Source organism: Mycobacterium shimoidei (genome assembly GCF_900417275.1).
Classification (GTDB): Bacteria; Actinomycetota; Actinomycetes; order Mycobacteriales; family Mycobacteriaceae; genus Mycobacterium; species Mycobacterium shimoidei.
Genome location: NZ_UEGW01000001.1, coordinates 4,096,820 through 4,114,632, shown reverse-complemented (window position 1 = coordinate 4,114,632; position 17,813 = coordinate 4,096,820). Strand labels below are relative to the sequence as shown.

Annotated in this window: 22 protein-coding genes; 11 read left to right on the top strand and 11 right to left on the bottom strand. The window is 64.3% G+C overall.

The window, feature by feature from the left end:
• Positions 1-9: 9 nt before the first annotated feature.
• Positions 10-1,968: a SpoIIE family protein phosphatase gene (locus tag MSP7336_RS19790; RefSeq protein WP_113964394.1), complete on the bottom strand. Its 1,959-nt coding sequence runs from the start codon at positions 1,966-1,968 to the stop codon at positions 10-12.
• A gap of 123 nt (positions 1,969-2,091) precedes the next feature.
• On the opposite strand from MSP7336_RS19790, the gene MSP7336_RS19785 reads away from it, so the two are divergent.
• Genes MSP7336_RS19785 through MSP7336_RS19775 form a run of 3 tightly spaced genes read left to right on the top strand, consistent with a single transcriptional unit; the run spans position 2,092 to position 4,384 of the window.
• Complete coding sequence (locus MSP7336_RS19785) at positions 2,092-2,577, top strand: oxidoreductase (RefSeq protein WP_342353141.1); 486 nt, start codon at positions 2,092-2,094, stop codon at positions 2,575-2,577.
• Positions 2,574-4,064, top strand: a complete 1,491-nt coding sequence (locus MSP7336_RS19780; RefSeq protein ID WP_069396642.1) for a molybdopterin-dependent oxidoreductase — start codon at positions 2,574-2,576, stop codon at positions 4,062-4,064. Before MSP7336_RS19785 ends, MSP7336_RS19780 begins: the two co-directional genes overlap by 4 nt.
• 2 nt (positions 4,065-4,066) lie before the next feature.
• Positions 4,067-4,384: a hypothetical protein gene (locus tag MSP7336_RS19775; RefSeq protein WP_069396643.1), complete on the top strand. Its 318-nt coding sequence runs from the start codon at positions 4,067-4,069 to the stop codon at positions 4,382-4,384.
• On the opposite strand, the gene MSP7336_RS19770 is transcribed toward MSP7336_RS19775, so the two are convergent.
• Both MSP7336_RS19770 and MSP7336_RS19765 read right to left on the bottom strand, forming a co-directional pair.
• Positions 4,320-4,688 carry a hypothetical protein gene (locus MSP7336_RS19770; protein WP_069396644.1) on the bottom strand — a complete coding sequence of 123 codons (369 nt, stop codon included), beginning with the start codon at positions 4,686-4,688 and terminating at the stop codon, positions 4,320-4,322. The genes MSP7336_RS19775 and MSP7336_RS19770 overlap by 65 nt on opposite strands.
• A 10-nt stretch (positions 4,689-4,698) precedes the next feature.
• Entirely contained in the window at positions 4,699-5,751 is a 1,053-nt protein-coding gene (locus MSP7336_RS19765) for a YncE family protein (protein WP_069396645.1), read from the bottom strand.
• Positions 5,752-5,874: 123 nt separating this feature from the next.
• On the opposite strand from MSP7336_RS19765, the gene MSP7336_RS19760 reads away from it, so the two are divergent.
• Together MSP7336_RS19760 and MSP7336_RS19755 are read left to right on the top strand one after the other, a co-directional pair.
• The gene (locus MSP7336_RS19760) at positions 5,875-6,432 is read left to right on the top strand and encodes a hemerythrin domain-containing protein (RefSeq protein ID WP_069396646.1); all 558 of its coding nucleotides are present in this window, start codon (positions 5,875-5,877) and stop codon (positions 6,430-6,432) included.
• A gap of 5 nt (positions 6,433-6,437) precedes the next feature.
• Positions 6,438-7,100: a UdgX family uracil-DNA binding protein gene (locus MSP7336_RS19755; protein ID WP_113964393.1), complete on the top strand. Its 663-nt coding sequence runs from the start codon at positions 6,438-6,440 to the stop codon at positions 7,098-7,100.
• Here the strand turns inward: MSP7336_RS19755 and MSP7336_RS19750 are convergent.
• The 3 genes from MSP7336_RS19750 to MSP7336_RS19740 all read right to left on the bottom strand — a co-directional run bounded on the left by MSP7336_RS19750 (position 7,097) and on the right by MSP7336_RS19740 (position 9,722).
• The gene (locus tag MSP7336_RS19750; RefSeq protein WP_244917497.1) at positions 7,097-8,146 is read right to left on the bottom strand and encodes an SDR family oxidoreductase; all 1,050 of its coding nucleotides are present in this window, start codon (positions 8,144-8,146) and stop codon (positions 7,097-7,099) included. The two genes, MSP7336_RS19755 and MSP7336_RS19750, sit on opposite strands and share 4 nt — an antisense overlap.
• A 61-nt stretch (positions 8,147-8,207) precedes the next feature.
• Complete coding sequence (locus tag MSP7336_RS19745) at positions 8,208-8,648, bottom strand: anti-sigma factor antagonist (RefSeq protein WP_113965114.1); 441 nt, start codon at positions 8,646-8,648, stop codon at positions 8,208-8,210.
• A 417-nt stretch (positions 8,649-9,065) separates the two neighbouring features.
• Positions 9,066-9,722, bottom strand: coding sequence for a DedA family protein (locus tag MSP7336_RS19740; RefSeq protein WP_113964392.1), 657 nt, complete (start codon positions 9,720-9,722; stop codon positions 9,066-9,068).
• Between the two features lie 86 nt (positions 9,723-9,808).
• Between MSP7336_RS19740 and MSP7336_RS19735 the strand changes: the two genes are divergently transcribed.
• Positions 9,809-10,588 carry an IclR family transcriptional regulator gene (locus MSP7336_RS19735; RefSeq protein ID WP_113964391.1) on the top strand — a complete coding sequence of 260 codons (780 nt, stop codon included), beginning with the start codon at positions 9,809-9,811 and terminating at the stop codon, positions 10,586-10,588.
• A 40-nt stretch (positions 10,589-10,628) separates the two neighbouring features.
• On the opposite strand, the gene phtC is transcribed toward MSP7336_RS19735, so the two are convergent.
• The 5 genes from phtC to MSP7336_RS19710 are packed head-to-tail and all read right to left on the bottom strand — an operon-like array spanning position 10,629 to position 14,218.
• Positions 10,629-11,381: a 3,4-dihydroxyphthalate decarboxylase gene (gene phtC / locus MSP7336_RS19730; RefSeq protein WP_113964390.1), complete on the bottom strand. Its 753-nt coding sequence runs from the start codon at positions 11,379-11,381 to the stop codon at positions 10,629-10,631.
• Complete coding sequence (gene hcaB, locus MSP7336_RS19725; RefSeq protein ID WP_069396651.1) at positions 11,378-12,160, bottom strand: 3-(cis-5,6-dihydroxycyclohexa-1,3-dien-1-yl)propanoate dehydrogenase; 783 nt, start codon at positions 12,158-12,160, stop codon at positions 11,378-11,380. Before hcaB ends, phtC begins: the two co-directional genes overlap by 4 nt.
• Positions 12,157-12,369, bottom strand: a complete 213-nt coding sequence (locus MSP7336_RS19720; protein ID WP_069396652.1) for a dihydrodiol dehydrogenase — start codon at positions 12,367-12,369, stop codon at positions 12,157-12,159. The genes hcaB and MSP7336_RS19720 overlap by 4 nt, the downstream gene beginning before the upstream one ends.
• Positions 12,366-12,881: a 3-phenylpropionate/cinnamic acid dioxygenase subunit beta gene (locus tag MSP7336_RS19715; protein ID WP_069396653.1), complete on the bottom strand. Its 516-nt coding sequence runs from the start codon at positions 12,879-12,881 to the stop codon at positions 12,366-12,368. Before MSP7336_RS19715 ends, MSP7336_RS19720 begins: the two co-directional genes overlap by 4 nt.
• Positions 12,878-14,218, bottom strand: a complete 1,341-nt coding sequence (locus tag MSP7336_RS19710) for an aromatic ring-hydroxylating dioxygenase subunit alpha (protein ID WP_069396654.1) — start codon at positions 14,216-14,218, stop codon at positions 12,878-12,880. Before MSP7336_RS19710 ends, MSP7336_RS19715 begins: the two co-directional genes overlap by 4 nt.
• 183 nt (positions 14,219-14,401) lie before the next feature.
• Here MSP7336_RS19710 and MSP7336_RS23910 point away from each other — a divergent pair, with 183 nt between their 5' ends.
• From MSP7336_RS23910 to MSP7336_RS19690, 5 genes are read left to right on the top strand one after another with little or no spacing between them, the layout of a single operon-like run.
• Positions 14,402-14,554 carry a hypothetical protein gene (locus tag MSP7336_RS23910; RefSeq protein ID WP_181786858.1) on the top strand — a complete coding sequence of 51 codons (153 nt, stop codon included), beginning with the start codon at positions 14,402-14,404 and terminating at the stop codon, positions 14,552-14,554.
• Positions 14,555-14,589: 35 nt separating this feature from the next.
• A complete protein-coding gene (gene pcaH, locus MSP7336_RS19705) occupies positions 14,590-15,312 on the top strand; it encodes a protocatechuate 3,4-dioxygenase subunit beta (RefSeq protein ID WP_069396655.1) in 723 nt (240 codons plus the stop codon).
• Positions 15,305-15,847 (top strand): protocatechuate 3,4-dioxygenase subunit alpha, encoded by a 543-nt coding sequence (pcaG, locus tag MSP7336_RS19700; protein ID WP_069396656.1) that lies wholly within the window; start codon positions 15,305-15,307, stop codon positions 15,845-15,847. The genes pcaH and pcaG overlap by 8 nt, the downstream gene beginning before the upstream one ends.
• Positions 15,844-17,037, top strand: coding sequence for a lyase family protein (locus tag MSP7336_RS19695; RefSeq protein ID WP_069396657.1), 1,194 nt, complete (start codon positions 15,844-15,846; stop codon positions 17,035-17,037). Before pcaG ends, MSP7336_RS19695 begins: the two co-directional genes overlap by 4 nt.
• Complete coding sequence (locus MSP7336_RS19690; protein ID WP_069396658.1) at positions 17,034-17,813, top strand: alpha/beta fold hydrolase; 780 nt, start codon at positions 17,034-17,036, stop codon at positions 17,811-17,813. The genes MSP7336_RS19695 and MSP7336_RS19690 overlap by 4 nt, the downstream gene beginning before the upstream one ends.

Genomic DNA, 17,813 nt, shown 5'->3' with positions numbered 1-17,813 from the left:
GCCCAGTTCTCAGCGTACGGCGGTTTCGCCTTCCGCGATCGGCAACCGGACGAGCGACAAGACGTGGTGCGCCGGGCTGCCGGGCGGCGCAAGCAGGATGCAGTCGGTGTCGTTATGGCGTGCTTGCGCATAAGCGTCTGCCAGCACGCTCACCCCGGCCGATCCCAGGTGCGTGACCGAACTCAGGTCAATCGTGACAGGCTTTGTCCCGGCACGGCTTCCGATGGTTATCTGCTGCCCCAGTTTTGCGGCGGTATCCACATCGACGTCGCCGACTACCACAATGCGCCCAGCGTCATCGACAGCGGTGCGGTATTCGTAGTCAGCGTCGCGCTCGTTGCGGCCCGGGATCACTTTGGGATCGGTAACGATTCGCGCGGGCCTGGTAAGCGGATGGGCGAGCTGGGCCGTTGTCCCGTCGTCGCCGCGGATGACACTGATTTCCGAGACCAGCGCCTTGGCTACTGCAAGCCCGCGCCCGCCGCTTCGGGTCGGATCATCTTCGGGGCGTGGCTCTTTCCATCGCCCGCGGTCGGCGACCGAGGCGCGCAACACGCCGTCGGCGCTGAGAGCCGCCTGCACCACGATGTCGCCCGCCGACCCGTCGCGGTAGGCATGCTCGGCCGCGTTCTCGACGAACTCCGACATCGCATGCACGACATCGGTGACGTCTTGGGCTCCGGCGCCGTTTTCAGACAACCAGTCCCGCAGCCGAGCGCGAACCGTTCGGGCGGCATCAACGGTGGCTCCCAGCGTCATCTGCAGCGGCGCTGTGCTGATACGGCGTTGTGCTGCAAGGAGTGTCACGTCATCGCTGTAGCCGGTCGTGCGTAGCAAGAGTTCCAGCGTCTGGGCGCAGAGGCGATCAATCGGCCTGTCGGCGTCCAGCGGCAGACCGCCGCCACCAAGAATTTTGGCGGCCAGGTCGGCGAACTCTGCCGTGCTGGCGGCCAACGGCCGGCCCGGGCGCTCGATGAGCCCGTCCGTGTAGAGCAGAACGGCGTCACCGATGTCTAAGGTCTCGATGCGCACCGGGAACCCGGTGCCGCTGCCCAGCGGACCACCGCCGGAGGGTTCCAGATACCGCGGTGTCGCGTCGGTCGACACCACCAGCGGTGGCGGATGTCCCACGGTGCAGTATTCGAATTCACCGCTGTCGAGCTCCAGTGAGCCGACGCACAGGGTCGCGGATTTCGACCCGGGAATATGCTCGCGGAAGCGATCCAGGGCCTCGAGTGCCTCGCTGATCGAGCGGCCGTCGAGCAGCTGCATCCGCAGCGCCGTGCGCAGTTGCGACATCACCGCCGCGGCCTCGACCCCATGGCCCACGACATCGCCGACGATGAGTAGCAGTCGCCCGCCGAGTGCTATCGCGTCGAACCAGTCGCCGCCGGCCGCGGTGTCTTCGCTTGCAACCAGGTACTCCGCGGCAATGTCGGCGTCAGGCAGCACGGGTACCGACGGCGCCAGCAGCGCCTGCTGCATGACAGTGGCCGAGTTGCGGACGCTTTGGTAGCGATCGGACAGCTCTTGTGCGCGCGCTTCCGCTGCGATGCGGTCCCGAACCCGGGCGGTGACGTCGTCGACGACAAACTGGACCCCCTCGATCGAGCCGTCCGCACGGCGGCGTGGCGTCGCCAGAAAATCGAAGAATCGTTCTTGGATCTTTCCGGAACCGTCGATGTCCAGCTGTACCCGCCACTCGTTTGCTGCCTGGGGCTCCCCGGTTTGGTACACGCGGTCGAGCATCTCGTGGATGAACTGGCCCTGAAGTTCGGGTGCGACCTTGAGCAGTGGTTCCCCAACCGTGATGACCCTCGGGAACAGCGCGCGGTAGGCGGCATTCACTGCGATGTAGCGGTGGTCATCGCCTTCGAAGCCGACGAGGACGGTCGGGACGTTCTCGAAGACACGCCGTACATCCTCGGCGGTGCCTACCGTCTGGTCCCAGTCCATCTCAGCAGGCATTGGCCGTTCCTCCTACCCTCCCGGACCCCCTCCCGACCCTGTAGCCCTCGCAAAGGCTACCAAGCCGGGTCGACTGCGGCGTTTTGTGGTTTGTCCTGAGGTCGGGCCGGGTACCTCCCGGCGGTGGGCCTGCTCGCGCGCCTGTGGGAACGCAGCCGGGTGTACCGGATGCTGCGCCTGGGCGGCTACGTCGCGTTCGACCTGCCGCGCACGATAACCGCACTCGGCTCCCTGCTGCTGCTCGGCATCGTGGTGACACACCTGTATGTCGTCACCCGCGAAACCGCGCCGCCGACATATTTCGTCGTCTACGCCGTGGTGCTGATCGTCGGATGCCTACTCGCTGCGGCCATGATGTGGCTCAGTGTGAATCCGCGTGTGCCGCAACTCGGCTGGCTGCTGGGTGATGCGGTATCGGTCGTCTTTCTCGGCTTGTATATAGCGAGCAGACCGGTCAGTCTACCGGGGCTGGTGGCTCTGACCGGCCGCTGGGACGTGGCGCCGGGCAATCTGGCAGCGACGTTTGCAATGGGATTCGTCGCAGTCCACCTTTCGGTGCTATCAGGCATCAACGTGGCCTATCCGCAACGGCAGAACTGGCACGACTGATGACGTTCGACTACCCGGTGTGGCTGCGGATCGATCACTGGCTCAATGTGCTGTTTCTGACGCTGCTGTTGCGCAGCGGGATCGAGATTTTGGGCACCCACCCCAAGCTGTATTGGCGCGAGGACAGCAAACCCGGCACCGAGTGGGCACGCTTCACCCCCAAGCAAATGCCGACCAACAAGCTCTACGACACTCTTGACGAGGAAGAGTCCTACAGCTCGATCGTTGCCTTGCCCGGCCACAAGAAGCTGGGCATGGGCCGGCACTGGCATTTCACCGCGGTGATCGGCTGGATTCTGGTCGGCCTGTCGTACTACATCCTGTTGTTCGCGACTGGGCAGTGGCACCGGTACTGGCCCTACTCGTGGTCGATATTTCCCGAGGCGTGGAACGACATCGTCGCCTACATGACGTTCAACCTGCCGCCGCTATTGCCCAGCGAACCGCTGGATGCCATCCAGAAGCTGGCCTACGCCGCGGTCATCTTTGTGCTTGCGCCATTTCAGATTTTGACCGGCGCCGCGCAATCCCCGGCGATCGAGGCACGCTTCCCGTGGTACGTGCGGATGTGGGGCGGACGGCAGTGGGCCCGCAACCTGCATTTCTTCGGGCTGCTCTCTTTCCTGATTTTCATCGTGATCCATTTGTCGATGGTGTTCTTCTGGGGTTGGGGCCAGCTGAATGCCGCGATGATTTTCGGTTCCGTCCGCAACATCAACTGGGCGACGTTCTTGTCGTTGGTGATCGTCGGCGCGATCGTCGCCGTTCACGTCGCCGCGACGGTATGGAGCCTGCGCCGGCCGGTGCAGGTGCACAAAATCCTGGGCGCCATCAACACCCGCGCCAAACTGATGCTGTTGCGGCCGTTGAATTCCCGACAGAACTATCCGGTGACCAAGCTCTCTGAGGAACACCGGGTCAACGGCAAGCCGCCGTGTTCGGACGAGTACAAGGTGATGGCGGTGCACAACTTCGTCGACTACCGGCTACGGGTCGGCGGCCTGGTCGAAAAACCGGTCACACTGGATCTGGCTGGGCTGGCTGCGCTGGGCGAACCGCAAACACAGCGGGTGCTGCACAACTGTGTGCAGGGCTGGACGAGCATTGGTCAGTGGACCGGCATTCACCTGAGCCGGCTGCTGGAGGAAGTCAAGCCGCTGCCGCAGGCCCGGTACATCTGTCTGCTCACCATGCAGGACAACAGCCGCGACGAGCCCAGCTCCGACGGGTTGGGTCAGTTTTACGAGATCATCGACATGGAACTGGCTTACAAACCCCAAACGATTTTGGCCTACGAGATGAACGGCAATCCGTTGCCTATCAAACACGGGGCGCCGCTGCGGCTGCGAGTGGAGACTCAGGTCGGGTTCAAGATGGCCAAGTGGATAAACCAGATCGAGTTGGTCGACGACTACCGTGGAATCGGCATGGGTTTGGGCGGCTGGCGCGAGGACAACATCCACTACGACAAGGACGTGGAGATCTGACGATGACCGGCATGGTTCGCCCCGAATTGGTTTCGCTGACGCCCGCCGAGCGCGATGCGGTTACCGAGCAGCTCACCGCGAAGGGCGGTTACTGCGATGCTTGTGGAGCAACCGAATTCGATGTCGGCGATGCACTTTACCTCGGGTTCCTATTCCTTGACGAGGACGACGACGCCTACATGATTGCGCTGACCTGCCGCAACCCGGATTGCCCTAAGCCGCGCACCGGAATCAGACTGCAGGAGAAGGACTTCCTCATCCGGAACGCAGACGCCCCTCGCGCCGCGAGTTGGACAGTCGAACTCCCCGATGCCGTTTAGCCTTCGCGGGTGGGGGATCGGTGAACATTGGTTGAGCCAGCTCGAATCGATCGATCAGCTCCGAAAGCCGGCGTAGCTCATCACACAGCGCCTGAAACCGGCGCTCGTCGGCCTCGGTGAGCATGCCCTGGGCGCTGTAGTGCACCAGCCGCCGCAGCCGCCCGGACAGGGCCGTGCCCCACCGGATGGAAAAGTCGTAGCGTTCGCCCTCGTCGAGTCCTTCCTTTTCTCCGAGCCGCTTCAGCGCCTGTACCTGCTCGTTGATCCACTCGAAATCGTCATCGACACCGACCGGTACCGTCATCGGTCCTCCCTCACAGATGTGGCTTCGCGACACCGACCACATAATTGGTGCCGCGCAGGGTGAGGAAAACTCGGTGCGGCCCAACCGCGATGCCCGACAGTGCCGCCGACTTTGCTTGGCCGGCAGGCAGATTCGAGCGGTAATCAACCGTGTGGATCACATTCATCTTGTAGTTCGGGTAGCCGGCGAAGCTGGCGATCTCCAGGGTCACCAGTTCGTGGTCGGTCACCGCGTAGATCCGGGTGTCGTCTGTGCCGATGTAGCGGATCGGCGACGACGACACCTGTGCTTGACCGACCAGCTCCATCCCTTGGCCTTCACGGCGGGAATCGATGGCGGACAGAAGGCCGTGGCGGTGGTCGGCGACATAGATGCGGGTGACTTTGGTGCTGTTGCCCGCTGACGCGGCGACGTCCATGGCCAGCGCGCCGCGTTCCTCGGGAGGCGACGAGGGCCCCTTGTAATACCGGATTCCGGATGGCCCGTAGACGTGGTAGTCGATCAAGCGTCCGCGGTTGGAGCCGTCGATCGAGTCCGCGCGACCGCCGGTGATGTCGGCGGTCGCCAACTTCCGGTAGCCGTGCTCCTCCACCGGTGTCACCGATGACCCGTCGGCCGACAGCGCCAGCAGGATGCGCATCCCGGCGTCCTCGGACAGGTAATCGGGAGCGGGACCGGCGTCGAAATCGCCGACGGATTGCAGGCTGGCGATGTCGACCACCGCCACCCGATTTCGCCGTGGCTCCGGCACGTAGACGTACCGGTCGTCCATCTGGCTGATTTGCAGATTGCGGCCGGCATCGAGTGGCGTCGACAGCGCGGTCTGTGCCGTGTGCACGGCCGCACTGCTTTCCGCGCCGCTGATCTTCGCCAATCGGCGATCGTCGGTGAGCGCCAGCAGGGTGTGATCGCCGTAGGACCAGATCGGGCTGTGCAGTGCTGCGCCGACTTCGACGAGGGTCACCTCGGGCGTGCTTTCCGGCTGCTGGGGCGACGAACACCCCCCGACCACAACAGCGACGGCGGCCGTGGCGGTACACCAGTGCCGGAATGCGGTGACCACGTTCGATGAGGTACCCCGGGCAGCCCGCCGGTACACGCGTTTCGTGGCCAGACCCGTCGGGTAGCCGTCTTTTTTGCGCGCATCGACAGCCCGCGCGCCACTCCCTATGTGAGGAGGCAACCAATGCCGGACGCCGCCAAGACACCGACCGACGTCGTCGAGTTCCTTGTCAGCCAGCACGAACAGATCAAGGGACTGTTCGACGAGACCCTCAATGCCACGGGCGACGACCGTCAGGCGCCGTTCGTCAAGCTGCGACGCCTGCTTGCAGTGCATGAGACGGCCGAGGAGGAAATCGTCCACCCGCGCGCCAAGCGCAAGCTGTCTAACGGCAAAGACGTGGTAACTGCCCGGCTCAAAGAAGAACACGCCGCGAAAGTGACCCTCACCCTGTTGGAGAAGCTCGACGTCGGCTCGCCCGAGTTCGCCACTGAACTGACGAAATTTCGTGACACCGTGGCCAAGCATGCCGAACGAGAAGAAAAGCAGGAGTTCGCCAAGCTACAGCGCGAACTGAGCAGCGACGAACTCGAAAAGATGGGTCGCGCCGCCAAGCTCGCCGAAGCGATCGCGCCGACCCATCCGCACCCGGGCGTGGAGTCCCAGCTCGCGAACCTCATGGCGGGGCCGTTCGCGGCGATGCTTGATCGCGCCCGCGACATCGTCACCGGCAATCGCTGATTCCAATGGCCGGGGCGGCCGGGCTGGCCGGGGCGGAAGGCTATCTGCCCGACAATCGCAGCTTGGCTTCGCTGGAAGCCGCGGCAAGCTGCTGCCACGGCTGCACGCTCTACAAGAACGCATCCCAGACCGTCTTCGGGCATGGGCAGCCGGATGCACCGCTCATGCTGGTCGGCGAACAGCCCGGCGACCGCGAGGACATCGAGGGACTGCCCTTCGTCGGGCCGGCCGGCCGGCTGCTGGCGCGCGCGCTCGACGACGCGGGCATCGATCCGGATCTGACGTATCAAACCAATGCCGTCAAGCACTTCAAGTTCACCCGCAAGAACGGCAAACGACGAATACACCAAAAACCCAGTCGCACCGAAGTCGTGGCCTGTCGGCCCTGGCTCATCGCCGAGATCGACGCGCTGCAACCCGAGCTGATCGTGCTGCTCGGCGCCACCGCGGCCCAAGCAGTGCTGGGCCCGGCATTTCGGGTATCGGCACACCGGGGAGAGCTGCTGCAGCTGCCTGACGGCCTCGGTGTGCGGGCCGACCCCACGCCGCAGCTGGTAGCCACCGTGCACCCGTCGGCGGTACTTCGTGACCGCACCGATCGGGAGAAGGCGTTCGCGTCATTCGTCGATGATCTGCGCAGCGCCCGCAGCGGGTTATCCACCGGTTAACGGCGGCGCAGCGGCGAAGAGCCGGCGGGCCGAAAACTACGCCCGGCGGCGAGCAGACCCGCCATCAGGCCGGCCGCAACCAACGAGCGACGATGTCGAGTCAGCCAGAACTGCGCACAGTGCCCATGTGACTCGTCGTCGAACACGCCATGGGCGCCATGGTCTGTGCCGCCTGGTCCGTCGAGCGGTTCCCAAAGGTTCGCCGGGTTACCGGAGCGAACCCTTTGATCGGTTTGTTGCGACTCGTATCCGGTACGCGCCAGATAGCGGTCGAGCACCGCGGGCACCATCCGCTGTCCCATGATCGTGCCGACGGTGCTTGCGCCGACCCAATACTGCTTGCGGCGCGGATGATCGAGCGCATGCAGCACCCCGCGTGCCGCTACCTCAGGCTGATAGATCGGCGGCACAGGTTGTGGGTGTTTGTCCAAACGTGATAGCACCCAAGAAAATTGGGGAGTGTTGACCGCCGGCATCTGCACGATGGTGACTCGTACTCTGCTGTTCTCGTGCAGCAGTTCGGTTCGCAGCGATTCGGTGAAGCCGTTGATGGCGTGTTTGGCTCCGCAGTACGCGGACTGAAGCGGAATGGCGCGATCGCCCAACGCCGATCCCACTTGCACGATTGTCCCGGCGTTGCGCGCCCGGAGCCGCTTGAGTGCAACCATCGTCCCGTACACGAAGCCGAGGTAGCTGATCTCGGTCACCCTGCGAAACTCGTCCGGTGTGATCTCCGCGAACGGTGCGAACACCGAACTGAAGGCGACGTTGATCCATGCGTCGATCGGCCCGAAGCGTTCCTCGACGCGTTGCGCTGCCTGCTCGACGGCGTCGTAGTCCGATACGTCGGTAGGGATCGCCAGCGCCTCGCCGCCGCCGGTCAGAACGTCGGCGGCCGCCCCGTCCAGACCCGTCTCGCCGCGTGCCAGCAGGCCGACATGGGCGCCTCGCTGGCCGAGTAGTTGCGCCGTGGCGCGACCGATTCCAGCGCTGGCGCCGGTCACGACGACGACCTGTCCTTGTTTGGAAGCGCCTTTGATGCCCACGGTTTTACGATGCCCGATCTGTCGAGCGGTAAACCTTGGCGGCAGGAGGTGAGGCGAATTCTTACCAGTCGACTGGCTCGCCGGCGGGAAGCGCGGCGTCCAGGCTGGCGTCGACGGGCAGCAGTTCGCTCAACCCGCACGCGTTGACAACCCGACCAACTCCGGGCTGGTTGCTGACAAGGCGCAACTCCACGCCGCGACGCCGGCAGCGCTCGGCTTCTTCGGCGAGGACTTCGTAGGCACAGCAAGCCATGAAGTCCAGGCCGCTGGTGTCGACGACGAGCGCTCCGGGTGGGCTCGTGCGGCCTGCGGCCTCGGTCAGTAGGTGACGCCAGGTGGCCTCGTTCGAGGCGTCGACTTCGCCTCCGGCATAAACGATTACGGACGGACCGTTGCGCTCTGTGGTGGTCCGTAGGGTGCTACGTGCATTCGCCAGTTCGGAAACCAGACGGCTGCTCAGCATCAAGTGACTGGACGGTGTTTCTGCTGTGGCAAAGCTCATGGTGAACTCCTGATCGCTCGGCATAAAGCCGCGAAGGATGCCCGCCCTAGTGCCTGAAGACAGACGTCGTATTTACAGATCTCATTCATATAACACCAATGCGCGCCAAGAGTCCATGGGCGGATGGTTAAGAAAGCACTGAGCATGCGCTGAGAGGTCGCCACACCTAGTAAATTCGGCTTTTTTAAAAGTCAGCGAGCGAACATCAGCCGGGGGTTGCGCCGAGCCGGCTCGTCGCCGTCGGAACCCCGTTCGGCCGCGGGTGGAACGATTCGCCAAAACCGCGCTGCGCTAGTGGATTAACGACGTTAAGTCATGGTCCGGCCGAGTTCGTTGGGTAGCCGGCCGCAGCCAAATTTGACAACGCGTGATAGCAAACTTGTGCCCGAGCGACCGGGACACCCGCAAAAGCGTTATCTAAACAGTCGTATGGCCGGATTCCTGACGCTGTTCCGCTTCGAATTCCGCAATTGCTTGTGCGGTGCGTTTACGCAGCGTGACGGCGGCGGCGGTGGCGGCCAGCACAGCGACCACCAACGCGATCCAGGAGAACCGCTCGAGCCAACGCTCGGCCGCGATCCCGGCGTAATAGATCAGCGCGGTGGTGCCCCCGGCCCAACACATCGCTCCGGCAACGTTGGCGGCCAGGAAACGTCGATACGGCATCTTCAAGGCGCCGGCGAGCGGTCCGGCCAAGATCCTCAACAGTGCGATGAACCGGCCGAAGAACACCGCGTACGAGCCCCACCGCATGAATACGCGTTCCGCGAGACCCACGTGTCCCGGGCCGAAATGCCGCGGAAACCGTCGGCCCAGCCAATCGAACAACGGCAGACCGAACCGCCTGCCGATCGAATAGCCGATCGAATCACCGACAGCCGCGCCCATCACCCCGGCCACGCCGACGCCAAGCGGGTTGACCGCCAGCTCGTGGCGTGACGACAGCAGCGCCGCTGCGACCAGCACGATTTCGCCCGGCAGCGGGATTCCCAGGCTCTCGATCGCCACCACGATGCCGACGACGAAATACACCGTCAGCGGAGGGATCGAGTGCAGCAGGGCATCCACCGTCATGGCTCAAGGATGCCCGACCGGGTTCGGATGTGTAGTCAGCGACTCAACGTGGCAGCTCGTACCGCGTGGCAGGTACCGTTTCTGCCATGCAGAAACAGGATCGGGGAGCGGCTGCGCCCCAGTACCCGATCGAGTCGGTCGACAAGGCGCTCAGGTTGTTGCTGCTGCTGGGCGAAAAACCTGAGATCCGATTGACCGAGGCAACTCGCTACCTGGGCGTGGCGTCGTCGACCGCGCACCGGCTGTTGGCGATGCTCGCCTACCGCGGTTTCGTACGGCAGGACCCGGTCTCGAAGGCCTACTTGCCGGGTCCGGCGTTGACCGGTGTGGCGTTTGCGATCTTTGGACGCATCGACATTGCCGGAACGGCCGCGCCGGTAATGCGCAGTCTCAGGGAGCGGCTGCGGGAGACGATTCATGTCGGGATGCTCGACGGCGCCGCTGTTCGCTTCATCGCTGCGGTCGAGGGCCCAGCAGCGGTGCGGGTGGCTTCCAGGCTGGGGCGCAGCATGCCCGCACATTGCACCTCGACCGGCAAGGTCATGCTCGCGCAGCTGCCCCAGCCCGAGCTGCATCAGTTGCTGTCCGACGAGAAACTGGAGCGCATCACCCCGCGATCGATTGGCAACCGCGCGGCGCTGGAAGCCGAGTTGGCCCGGATTCGCGAGCAGGGTTACGCGGTCAACCGGGAAGAGAGCGAGGAAGGGGTTGCGTCGGTCGCAGTCCTGATCCCGACGCGGGCGCCGGGACTTCGCTTGGCGCTCAACGCCGCAGCGCCCCAGCATCGGCTGACCAAGTCGAAATATTCGACGGTGGCAGCCGCACTTATGGAGGCGGCCAAGGAAATTGGCGATCAGCTGGGTTGATTTGCCCAGCTTGCCCCCGCAAGCGGGAGGTGCCCCCACCTCATCGCGCTACGCGCTCTGCATCGTCGCCGGGCGGTTGAGCCAACCGGGCTACCTCATGTCGCCAGGCCGCTTCGACGGTGAACGCCGAGCCCAAATCGGGCAGATCATCCCAATCCCGGTCAGCGATATCACGCAGCGCGCCGCCCGTGGCGACCACGCGCAGCGCCATGCGGGCCAGTTCGTCGAGGCTGATCGCCTGCAGCACGGCTTGTTCAACGGTGGCCGCGGCACTGGTGATGCCATGGCCGCGGCAGATCACGACGGGACGGTCACGCATCGCTGCCACCATTTCCCGGCCCAACTGAGCATCACGGATCAGTACCGCCCGCTCATAAACGGGGATACCGCCCCGGGCAAGCCAGGCGCCGGCGATGTCGTAGGCCCCGTAGATCGGCCGGAGGGTGATACCAGCGAGATCGGCGGCGACGACCGCGGGCGGATGTAGGTGCGCCACCGCCCGGTATCGGGGATTGGCCCGCAGGGTTTCGACGTGGATCGGAAGCTCGTTGGGCACCCGGTAACCGTCGAGTTCACCTGCGGCACCGGCAGTTCCGTCAAGCTTGATGAGACGGATGTCATCTGGCCGGGTGAACGCCACACCGGTGTCGGAGTCACTGCGGCAACGAACCAGCAGTCGCTCGTCGTCGACACGCAGACTCAGGTGACCGAGGATGCCGTCGACCAATCCGCGCGCAGCGGCGACCCGGCACGCCAATGCAACCAGCGAGCGCTCGTCCTGCAGAATGCTCACAGCCCGAATCCACCGTCTGGATGCGCGGTGTCGCCGGTGATCCCGCGGGACCGATCCGAGGCGAAGAACACGAAACTCCAGGCATGGTCTTGCCCGGAGAGTGCGACGTTCAACGGGGTACGCGATGCCAGCTCACGTTCGCGATCGGGGTTGTCGTCGAGGCGAATATCGGCGAGTCCCAGGCTCTTCAGACCGCGCAGGTCGGTGTTCAGCGTTCCACCCGGGGCCACGCCATTGACCCGGATCCGCGGTGCGAGCTCCCGGGCAAGCGCGGCGACAAGCCCGCGCACCGCGAACTTCGACGCCACATACAGCACGCCGCCACGTCCGGGATAAAACGACGACGCGGATTCGGCCAGCACGATCGACGACCCGGCCTGGGCGTGCAACGCCGGCACCGCAGCCTTGACCGATTGCAGATGGCTGAGCACGTTGGTGCGGAACATTTCCTCGAACGCCGCCTCGAGGTCCTCGGCGTCGATGTCGCGGATTCCCTTGTAGAAGTCGAAAACTCCCACACAGTTTACGAGTGTGTCGAGCCCGCCGAAGCGCTCGACCGCGGCGGCCACCGCGCGCTCGTTGGCGTCGCGACTGATCGCGTCGCCACTGACCACCGGTACCTCGGGACACTGCTGTTGCAGGGTGTCGCACTTGCCCGGATCGCGTTCGAGCACGGCCACTTTCGCGCCCTCGGCCAGGAACGCGTCAACCACAGCCCTGCCGATTCCCGATCCGGCGCCCACCACCAGTGCGCGCTTGCCGGCTAGCCAACCGGTCATGGCAGCAGTGGTCCGTCCGTATTGCCCACCATTGACTCGAGTGTTCGGGTGTTCTGGCGGGTCAGTGCCTCGAGCTCGAGTGCATCCAGGCTGATCGACTGCCCGGACTTGACAGCAGTGATCAGCAAGCGTGCCCCGTTGCGGGTATCGATGCAGCGAACCTCGACCTCGGTGAATTCGTTTGCGATGGTGAGAGTTTCTCCGTTCACAGGAACACCGCCAAATTCTGCATGCGTAATACCGACTCGTCGACCATGATGGTGCGCCGCGCGAGCTTCAGTCGATCATTGCAGCGACGCAGCATGTCGCGCCGGCCGCAGGACACCAGCGCGGCCTCGTTGCGATCACCGCGGCTGCGGAACAGCAGTTCGGCAGATTCGACGATCAGGTGATCGGCGTCCTCGCCGGCGAACGTGCGCACGTTGGTGATGTAGTGTCGCAGCCGCGACGGCGGATCCTCGGTCCAGGCATGTTCGGTGCGCAACCGGGCCACCCGTCGGGTCAGTGAGTACTTGTCCTCGTCGAAATGCGCCATGCCCGGCGAGGTGTCGAAGCCGGCGCCCACTGCCGTGGTGACTCGCACCGGCATCAGGTAGCGAATGTCATCGGTCAGGGTGTCCAGCCACGCGTCGTACTCCTGCGCGTCGAGTAGGTAGGCTTCGTCAACCAGGAACTGGTGTGCCTGGAGGTGTCGATCGTCGTTGAACGGTAGTGGTCTCACGCCGACTCCAGGTGCTCGGCCCACAGTTTGAGTAGCTCGCGCTGGTTGTGCTCGTTGTAGCCGACTTGAGCGCGGCCGGGCCCGTGAAAGGCTGTCGCGGGGAGTGTTTCGACGACCGGTCGGTCATCGCAGAGCAGACCCATTCGGCTGTTGAGCAGCAGTCGGCGCGCCATCAAGCCGCCAGCGGTGGTGGTCAACGACACCCAGTTCTCCACGTCGTCCTGCTCGAACATGCCGGTCGATCCGAAGCACATCAGATAAGCCTTGTACGAGTTCTGCTTGTAATCCGGCGGCGCCGCCGAGTCCACCGCGAACCACGAGCACACCTCGGTTTCGTTCTCACTGATCGGCTGCCAGAGCCGGATCGAGATGAACGGTAGAACGCTTTCTTCTTTGTGCGAACCGTCCTGCACTTTGGGCCAATTGTGCACAAAGCTGAGATTCGGAAAGCACGACGCGGCCGAGATCATGAACCCATCGTCACCAACCATCTGTCGATGCCTGGGCGACCAGACGTCCTTGACGCGATCGATCATGTCGTCTGGATAACCCACATAGCGCATGCGTTCCTCGAAACTGCCCGGCGGGAGCTTGTAGGTGGTGCCGCCCCCGCACCCGGCCCAGTAAGTGGCGCCATCTTTGCGCTTCTGGGCTTTGGGTTCACGGAAGAGCCCGATCTCGACGATCGAGGCGTGGGTGTGTGGGGTGTGGTACATGTCGCCGGCGAAGTTTTCCGCGCCGATCTTCCAGTTGGCTTTGATCCGCCAGCGCTGCGGGCCGCGGACCTCCAGGCCGGTGGTGCTCTGTTTGGTGTAGAAGTCCAAATAGAACCGGAAATCGCCGAGGAAGTCCTCCAGCGGCTGTGCGTCGCGGTCCATGTTGATGAAGATCAAGCCGTTGTAGCTGGCGAGATTCGGTGCAGGCAAGAGACTTTGGCCATCCTTGGGGAATCCATCCTCACCGCCGTACGCTTCTCGGTGGAATGGCAGGCCGGTGAGTCGACCGTCATTGCGGTACGTCCACCCGTGGTACGGGCAGCGGAAGTTGGACGCGTTACCGATCTCTGCACGGCACACCTGCATCCCGCGGTGCAGGCACATGTTAAAGAGCGCGCGGATGTCACCGTTCGAGTCGCGGGTGATGATGAACGAGTCGTCGAGGACTCGCCGCACCACGTAGTCGCCGTCGTGGGGGATCTCCGATTCGTGGGCCACGTAGATCCAGGCCCGGCTGAACAGCCGCTCCTTTTCGAGCTCGAAGAGTTCTTTGTCGTTGTAGATGTGCGCGGGAACCATTCCACGCCGGACAGCGTCGAAGACTTCCCGGTGATCGGCCATAGGCAGGATCCCAATCTCAGCGAAGCAACACTTTGTCTGCTGAACAGAGCACAATTCTGTCAATTAGAGGATGTCGCAGTGGGGGGCTCTGGTCAACGGGAGCTGCACAGTACGAGGCCCTGACGCCAATAAGACCGTACATGCGTAGACCTAATCGTGATTAATCCGAATTTGAGGAAACAAGTGATATGGCTGCGCGGCCCTCGGAGCGGCCAGCTGGACCAGGTCGCCGTGCTGCTGCGCACGTCGCCGACCGCGCCCACCTGCGACGACGAATGGCATGCGGTTGCGACGGTCCTCGAGGTGCACGCCGAGGAGGAGGAACGTGACACATAGCCACTCGCCACGACCTGACGGTACGGTCTGCAACCATGGCGGCGTCCCAACGTGACATCACGGCGGAGATCGCGAGCATCGCAGCCGAATACCGAGACAACCACCAAATCCAGCCGCTGCTGAACTATCCGCCGTATCGCAGCAGCGCACTGCGGCATCCGCAGTCGCCGTTTGTGCGGGTAGACCCCGAGCAGCTCGAGCTTTCCGCCCCGTGCTTCGGCGAGCGAGACGTCCATCCGGTCGACGCGGACCTCACCGCGGGGCACCGCGGTGAGCCGATCGGCGAGCGCATCATCGTGACCGGACGCCTGCTCGACTCGGCGGGCCGGCCGCTGGCCGGACAACTGGTGGAGATCTGGCAAGCCAACGCCAGCGGCCGTTACCACCATCAACGCGACCAACACCCGGCGCCGATCGACCCGAACTTCACCGGCGTCGGCCGCTGCCTGACCCAGGCCGACGGGACCTACCGTTTCCTGACCATCAAGCCGGGACCTTACCCCTGGCGTAATCACGAAAATGCCTGGCGGCCAGCACATATCCACTTTTCGCTGTTCGGAACCGCCTTCACCCAACGGCTGGTCACCCAAATGTACTTTGCGGGCGATCCGCTATTGGATCTGGACCCCATCTACCAGTCGATCACCGATCCCATTGCCCGCCAACGTCTGATCGCCGCCTACGATCACGATCTCACTGAACCCGAGTATGCGACGGGCTATCGTTGGGACATTGTGCTGGCGGGTGGCTATGCCTGAATTCTCATGCACCCCAGCGCAAACCGTCGGCCCATTCTTCCACTGCGCGTTGCCCTATCCTGGCGACAACCAGTTGGTCGGTGACGCTCACCCAGGTGCGGTGCGGCTGCACGGGACGGTGTACGACGGCGCGGGGGAGGGCATTCCAGATGCACTGGTCGAACTGTGGCAGCCTGATCCAGACGGCAACGTCATCGCGCAAACCGGTTCGCTACGGCGCGATGATGACACGTTCACCGGATGGGGCAGGTGCGCAACCGACGCCGCCGGGCACTACAGCTTTACCACGCTGACCCCCGGGCGGCCGGCGTTCTTTGCGATCACCGTCTTTGCCCGAGGGTTGTTGAACCGGCTGTTCACTCGCGCTTATCTGCCCGGCGCCGACGTCAACGACGACCCGCTGCTGTCGGCACTCGACGCCGGACAGCGCAACACCCTGCTGTGCGCCGCCGAACCGGGCGGATACCGCTTCGACATCCATCTGCAGGGCAGGCATGAGACGGTTTTCCTGACATACCAGGATGATTCGGCATGACGAACCTGCTGTGGCCGGGAGATCACCGGGCCGGTGAGCTGATGACTGACCAGGCCCTGCTGGCGTCGATGGTTGCGGTGGAATCGGCTTGGCTGGCTACGCTGGCCGCCCACGGGCTGGCGCCGCCCGCTGACCTCGGCCAGCTGATCCAACCGCGGGACCGCGAGATACTGGCGGCTGGTGCCGAAGACGGCGGCAACCCGGTCATCGGCTTGGTTTCACTGCTGCGTGAGCGCACGACACCGGAGGTCAGCCGATGGATTCACCGCGGCCTCACCAGCCAGGACGTTCTCGACACCAGCCTCATGTTGGGCGCCCGAGCCGCCGTCGACACGCTCACAACCCAATTGTCCGAACAGATTTCGACACTGTCGGACTTGGCGGCAACCCACCGGACCACGCCGATGGTGGCCCGCACGATGACCCAGCACGCCGTGCCGACCACGTTCGGCGCAAAGGTTGCCGGCTGGCTGAACGGAGTCGTCGACGCCTACCACCAGCTGCGAGCGCTGCGCTATCCGATTCAAATCGGCGGAGCCGGTGGAACGCTCGCCGCGACAACCGAATTAGCGTCCAGCGAGGTCTCCATACAGTTGGTGCACGCCACTGCTGACGCTTTGAACCTGGAAGTCAGCGCGCCCTGGCACACGACGAGGGCGCCGGTCACTGCGCTCGCCGATGCTTTGGTCGGGTGTACCGACGCCTGGGGGCATATCGCCTCGGACATCGTCACGCTCGCGCGGCCGGAGATCGCCGAGCTCAGCGAGCCGGCCGCCGCCAATCGAGGCGGATCGTCGAGTATGCCCCACAAACGTAACCCGGTGTTGTCCATCCTGATTCGACGCGCCACGCTGGCAGCGCCACCCCTGGCGGCGACACTGCACACTGCGGCCGCGTTGGCGCACGACGAACGGCCAGACGGCACCTGGCACGCTGAATGGGACACGCTGCGCACACTGGCCCGCCGGACCGTTGTCGCGGGCTCGCAATGCACTGAGCTGGTTTCCGGGCTCGAGGTCCACGCAGATCGGATGGCAGAGAATCTCGATGGCGCCGATGTATTCAGCGAACAGCGCGACATAGCGCAGCTCGCCGGAAAGGCAGCATCGCCAGCCTATTTCGGTAGCGTCGAGCGGATCATCGATGACAGCTTGGATCAGGCCCGGCGGATTCTCGAGGGTCACCAATGAGCATCCCCGCTATCCGCGGATCACAGCTGGGGGGCACGCCTGACCTTCCGTTGCTGATCGTGGGCCCCTCGCTGGGAACCTCGGTGGCGACGCTGTGGTCGGCAGCGGCCCGCCGGCTGGCGAGTCACTATCACGTGATCGGGTGGGATCTACCGGGCCATGGTGTTAGTCCTCCGCCGCGCGAGGGGTTCAGCATCGCCGACTTGGCTTCCGCGGTCATCAAATTGGTGGATCACCAGCTGGGCACGGAGCCGTTCACCTATGCCGGTGTGTCGGTCGCCGGCGCTGTCGGGCTTCAGCTGTTGCTCACCCACCCGGAGCGGATTTTGTCAGCCGCGCTGATCTGCACGGCCGCCCGGCTCGGCGACCCGGATGATTGGCGTTCCCGCGCCCAGGTGGTGCGTGATGCGGGTACCGGTGAAGTGGTCTCCCGATCGGTTCGACGGTGGTTCTCACCGGGGTTTTTCGAGCGCAACCCACGATCGGCGCAGGCGTTGTTGGACTCGTTGCGCCGGGTGGACGACGACGGCTACGCGCGTACCTGCGAGGCGTTGGCCGAATTCGACGCGCGCGCTCGGCTCGGCGAGATCGATACGCCGATCGTTGCGGTCGCCGGCGCCAACGACATCGCGACTCCACCCGACTCGGTGCGGTTCATCGCAACGAACGTGAGCCGTGGCCGTTTCGTACAGGTACCCAACGCCGCACACCTGGCACCCGCCGAGCAACCCGACCGCGTCGCCGATGTGCTTGCCACCCTGAGGAAGTGGAGATGA

Coding starts and splice junctions, on each gene's coding strand:
- MSP7336_RS19745 (WP_113965114.1), bottom strand. CDS start 8,648: ATGAGCTTTGCCACAGCAGAAACACCGTCCAGTCACTTGATGCTGAGC.
- MSP7336_RS19790 (WP_113964394.1), bottom strand. CDS start 1,968: ATGCCTGCTGAGATGGACTGGGACCAGACGGTAGGCACCGCCGAGGAT.
- MSP7336_RS19735 (WP_113964391.1), top strand. CDS start 9,809: ATGCAGAAACAGGATCGGGGAGCGGCTGCGCCCCAGTACCCGATCGAG.
- MSP7336_RS19695 (WP_069396657.1), top strand. CDS start 15,844: ATGACGAACCTGCTGTGGCCGGGAGATCACCGGGCCGGTGAGCTGATG.
- MSP7336_RS19755 (WP_113964393.1), top strand. CDS start 6,438: ATGGCCGGGGCGGCCGGGCTGGCCGGGGCGGAAGGCTATCTGCCCGAC.
- MSP7336_RS19775 (WP_069396643.1), top strand. CDS start 4,067: ATGACCGGCATGGTTCGCCCCGAATTGGTTTCGCTGACGCCCGCCGAG.
- hcaB (WP_069396651.1), bottom strand. CDS start 12,160: ATGACCGGTTGGCTAGCCGGCAAGCGCGCACTGGTGGTGGGCGCCGGA.
- MSP7336_RS19770 (WP_069396644.1), bottom strand. CDS start 4,688: ATGACGGTACCGGTCGGTGTCGATGACGATTTCGAGTGGATCAACGAG.
- MSP7336_RS19710 (WP_069396654.1), bottom strand. CDS start 14,218: ATGGCCGATCACCGGGAAGTCTTCGACGCTGTCCGGCGTGGAATGGTT.
- pcaG (WP_069396656.1), top strand. CDS start 15,305: ATGCCTGAATTCTCATGCACCCCAGCGCAAACCGTCGGCCCATTCTTC.
- pcaH (WP_069396655.1), top strand. CDS start 14,590: ATGGCGGCGTCCCAACGTGACATCACGGCGGAGATCGCGAGCATCGCA.
- MSP7336_RS19760 (WP_069396646.1), top strand. CDS start 5,875: ATGCCGGACGCCGCCAAGACACCGACCGACGTCGTCGAGTTCCTTGTC.
- MSP7336_RS19740 (WP_113964392.1), bottom strand. CDS start 9,722: ATGACGGTGGATGCCCTGCTGCACTCGATCCCTCCGCTGACGGTGTAT.
- MSP7336_RS19690 (WP_069396658.1), top strand. CDS start 17,034: ATGAGCATCCCCGCTATCCGCGGATCACAGCTGGGGGGCACGCCTGAC.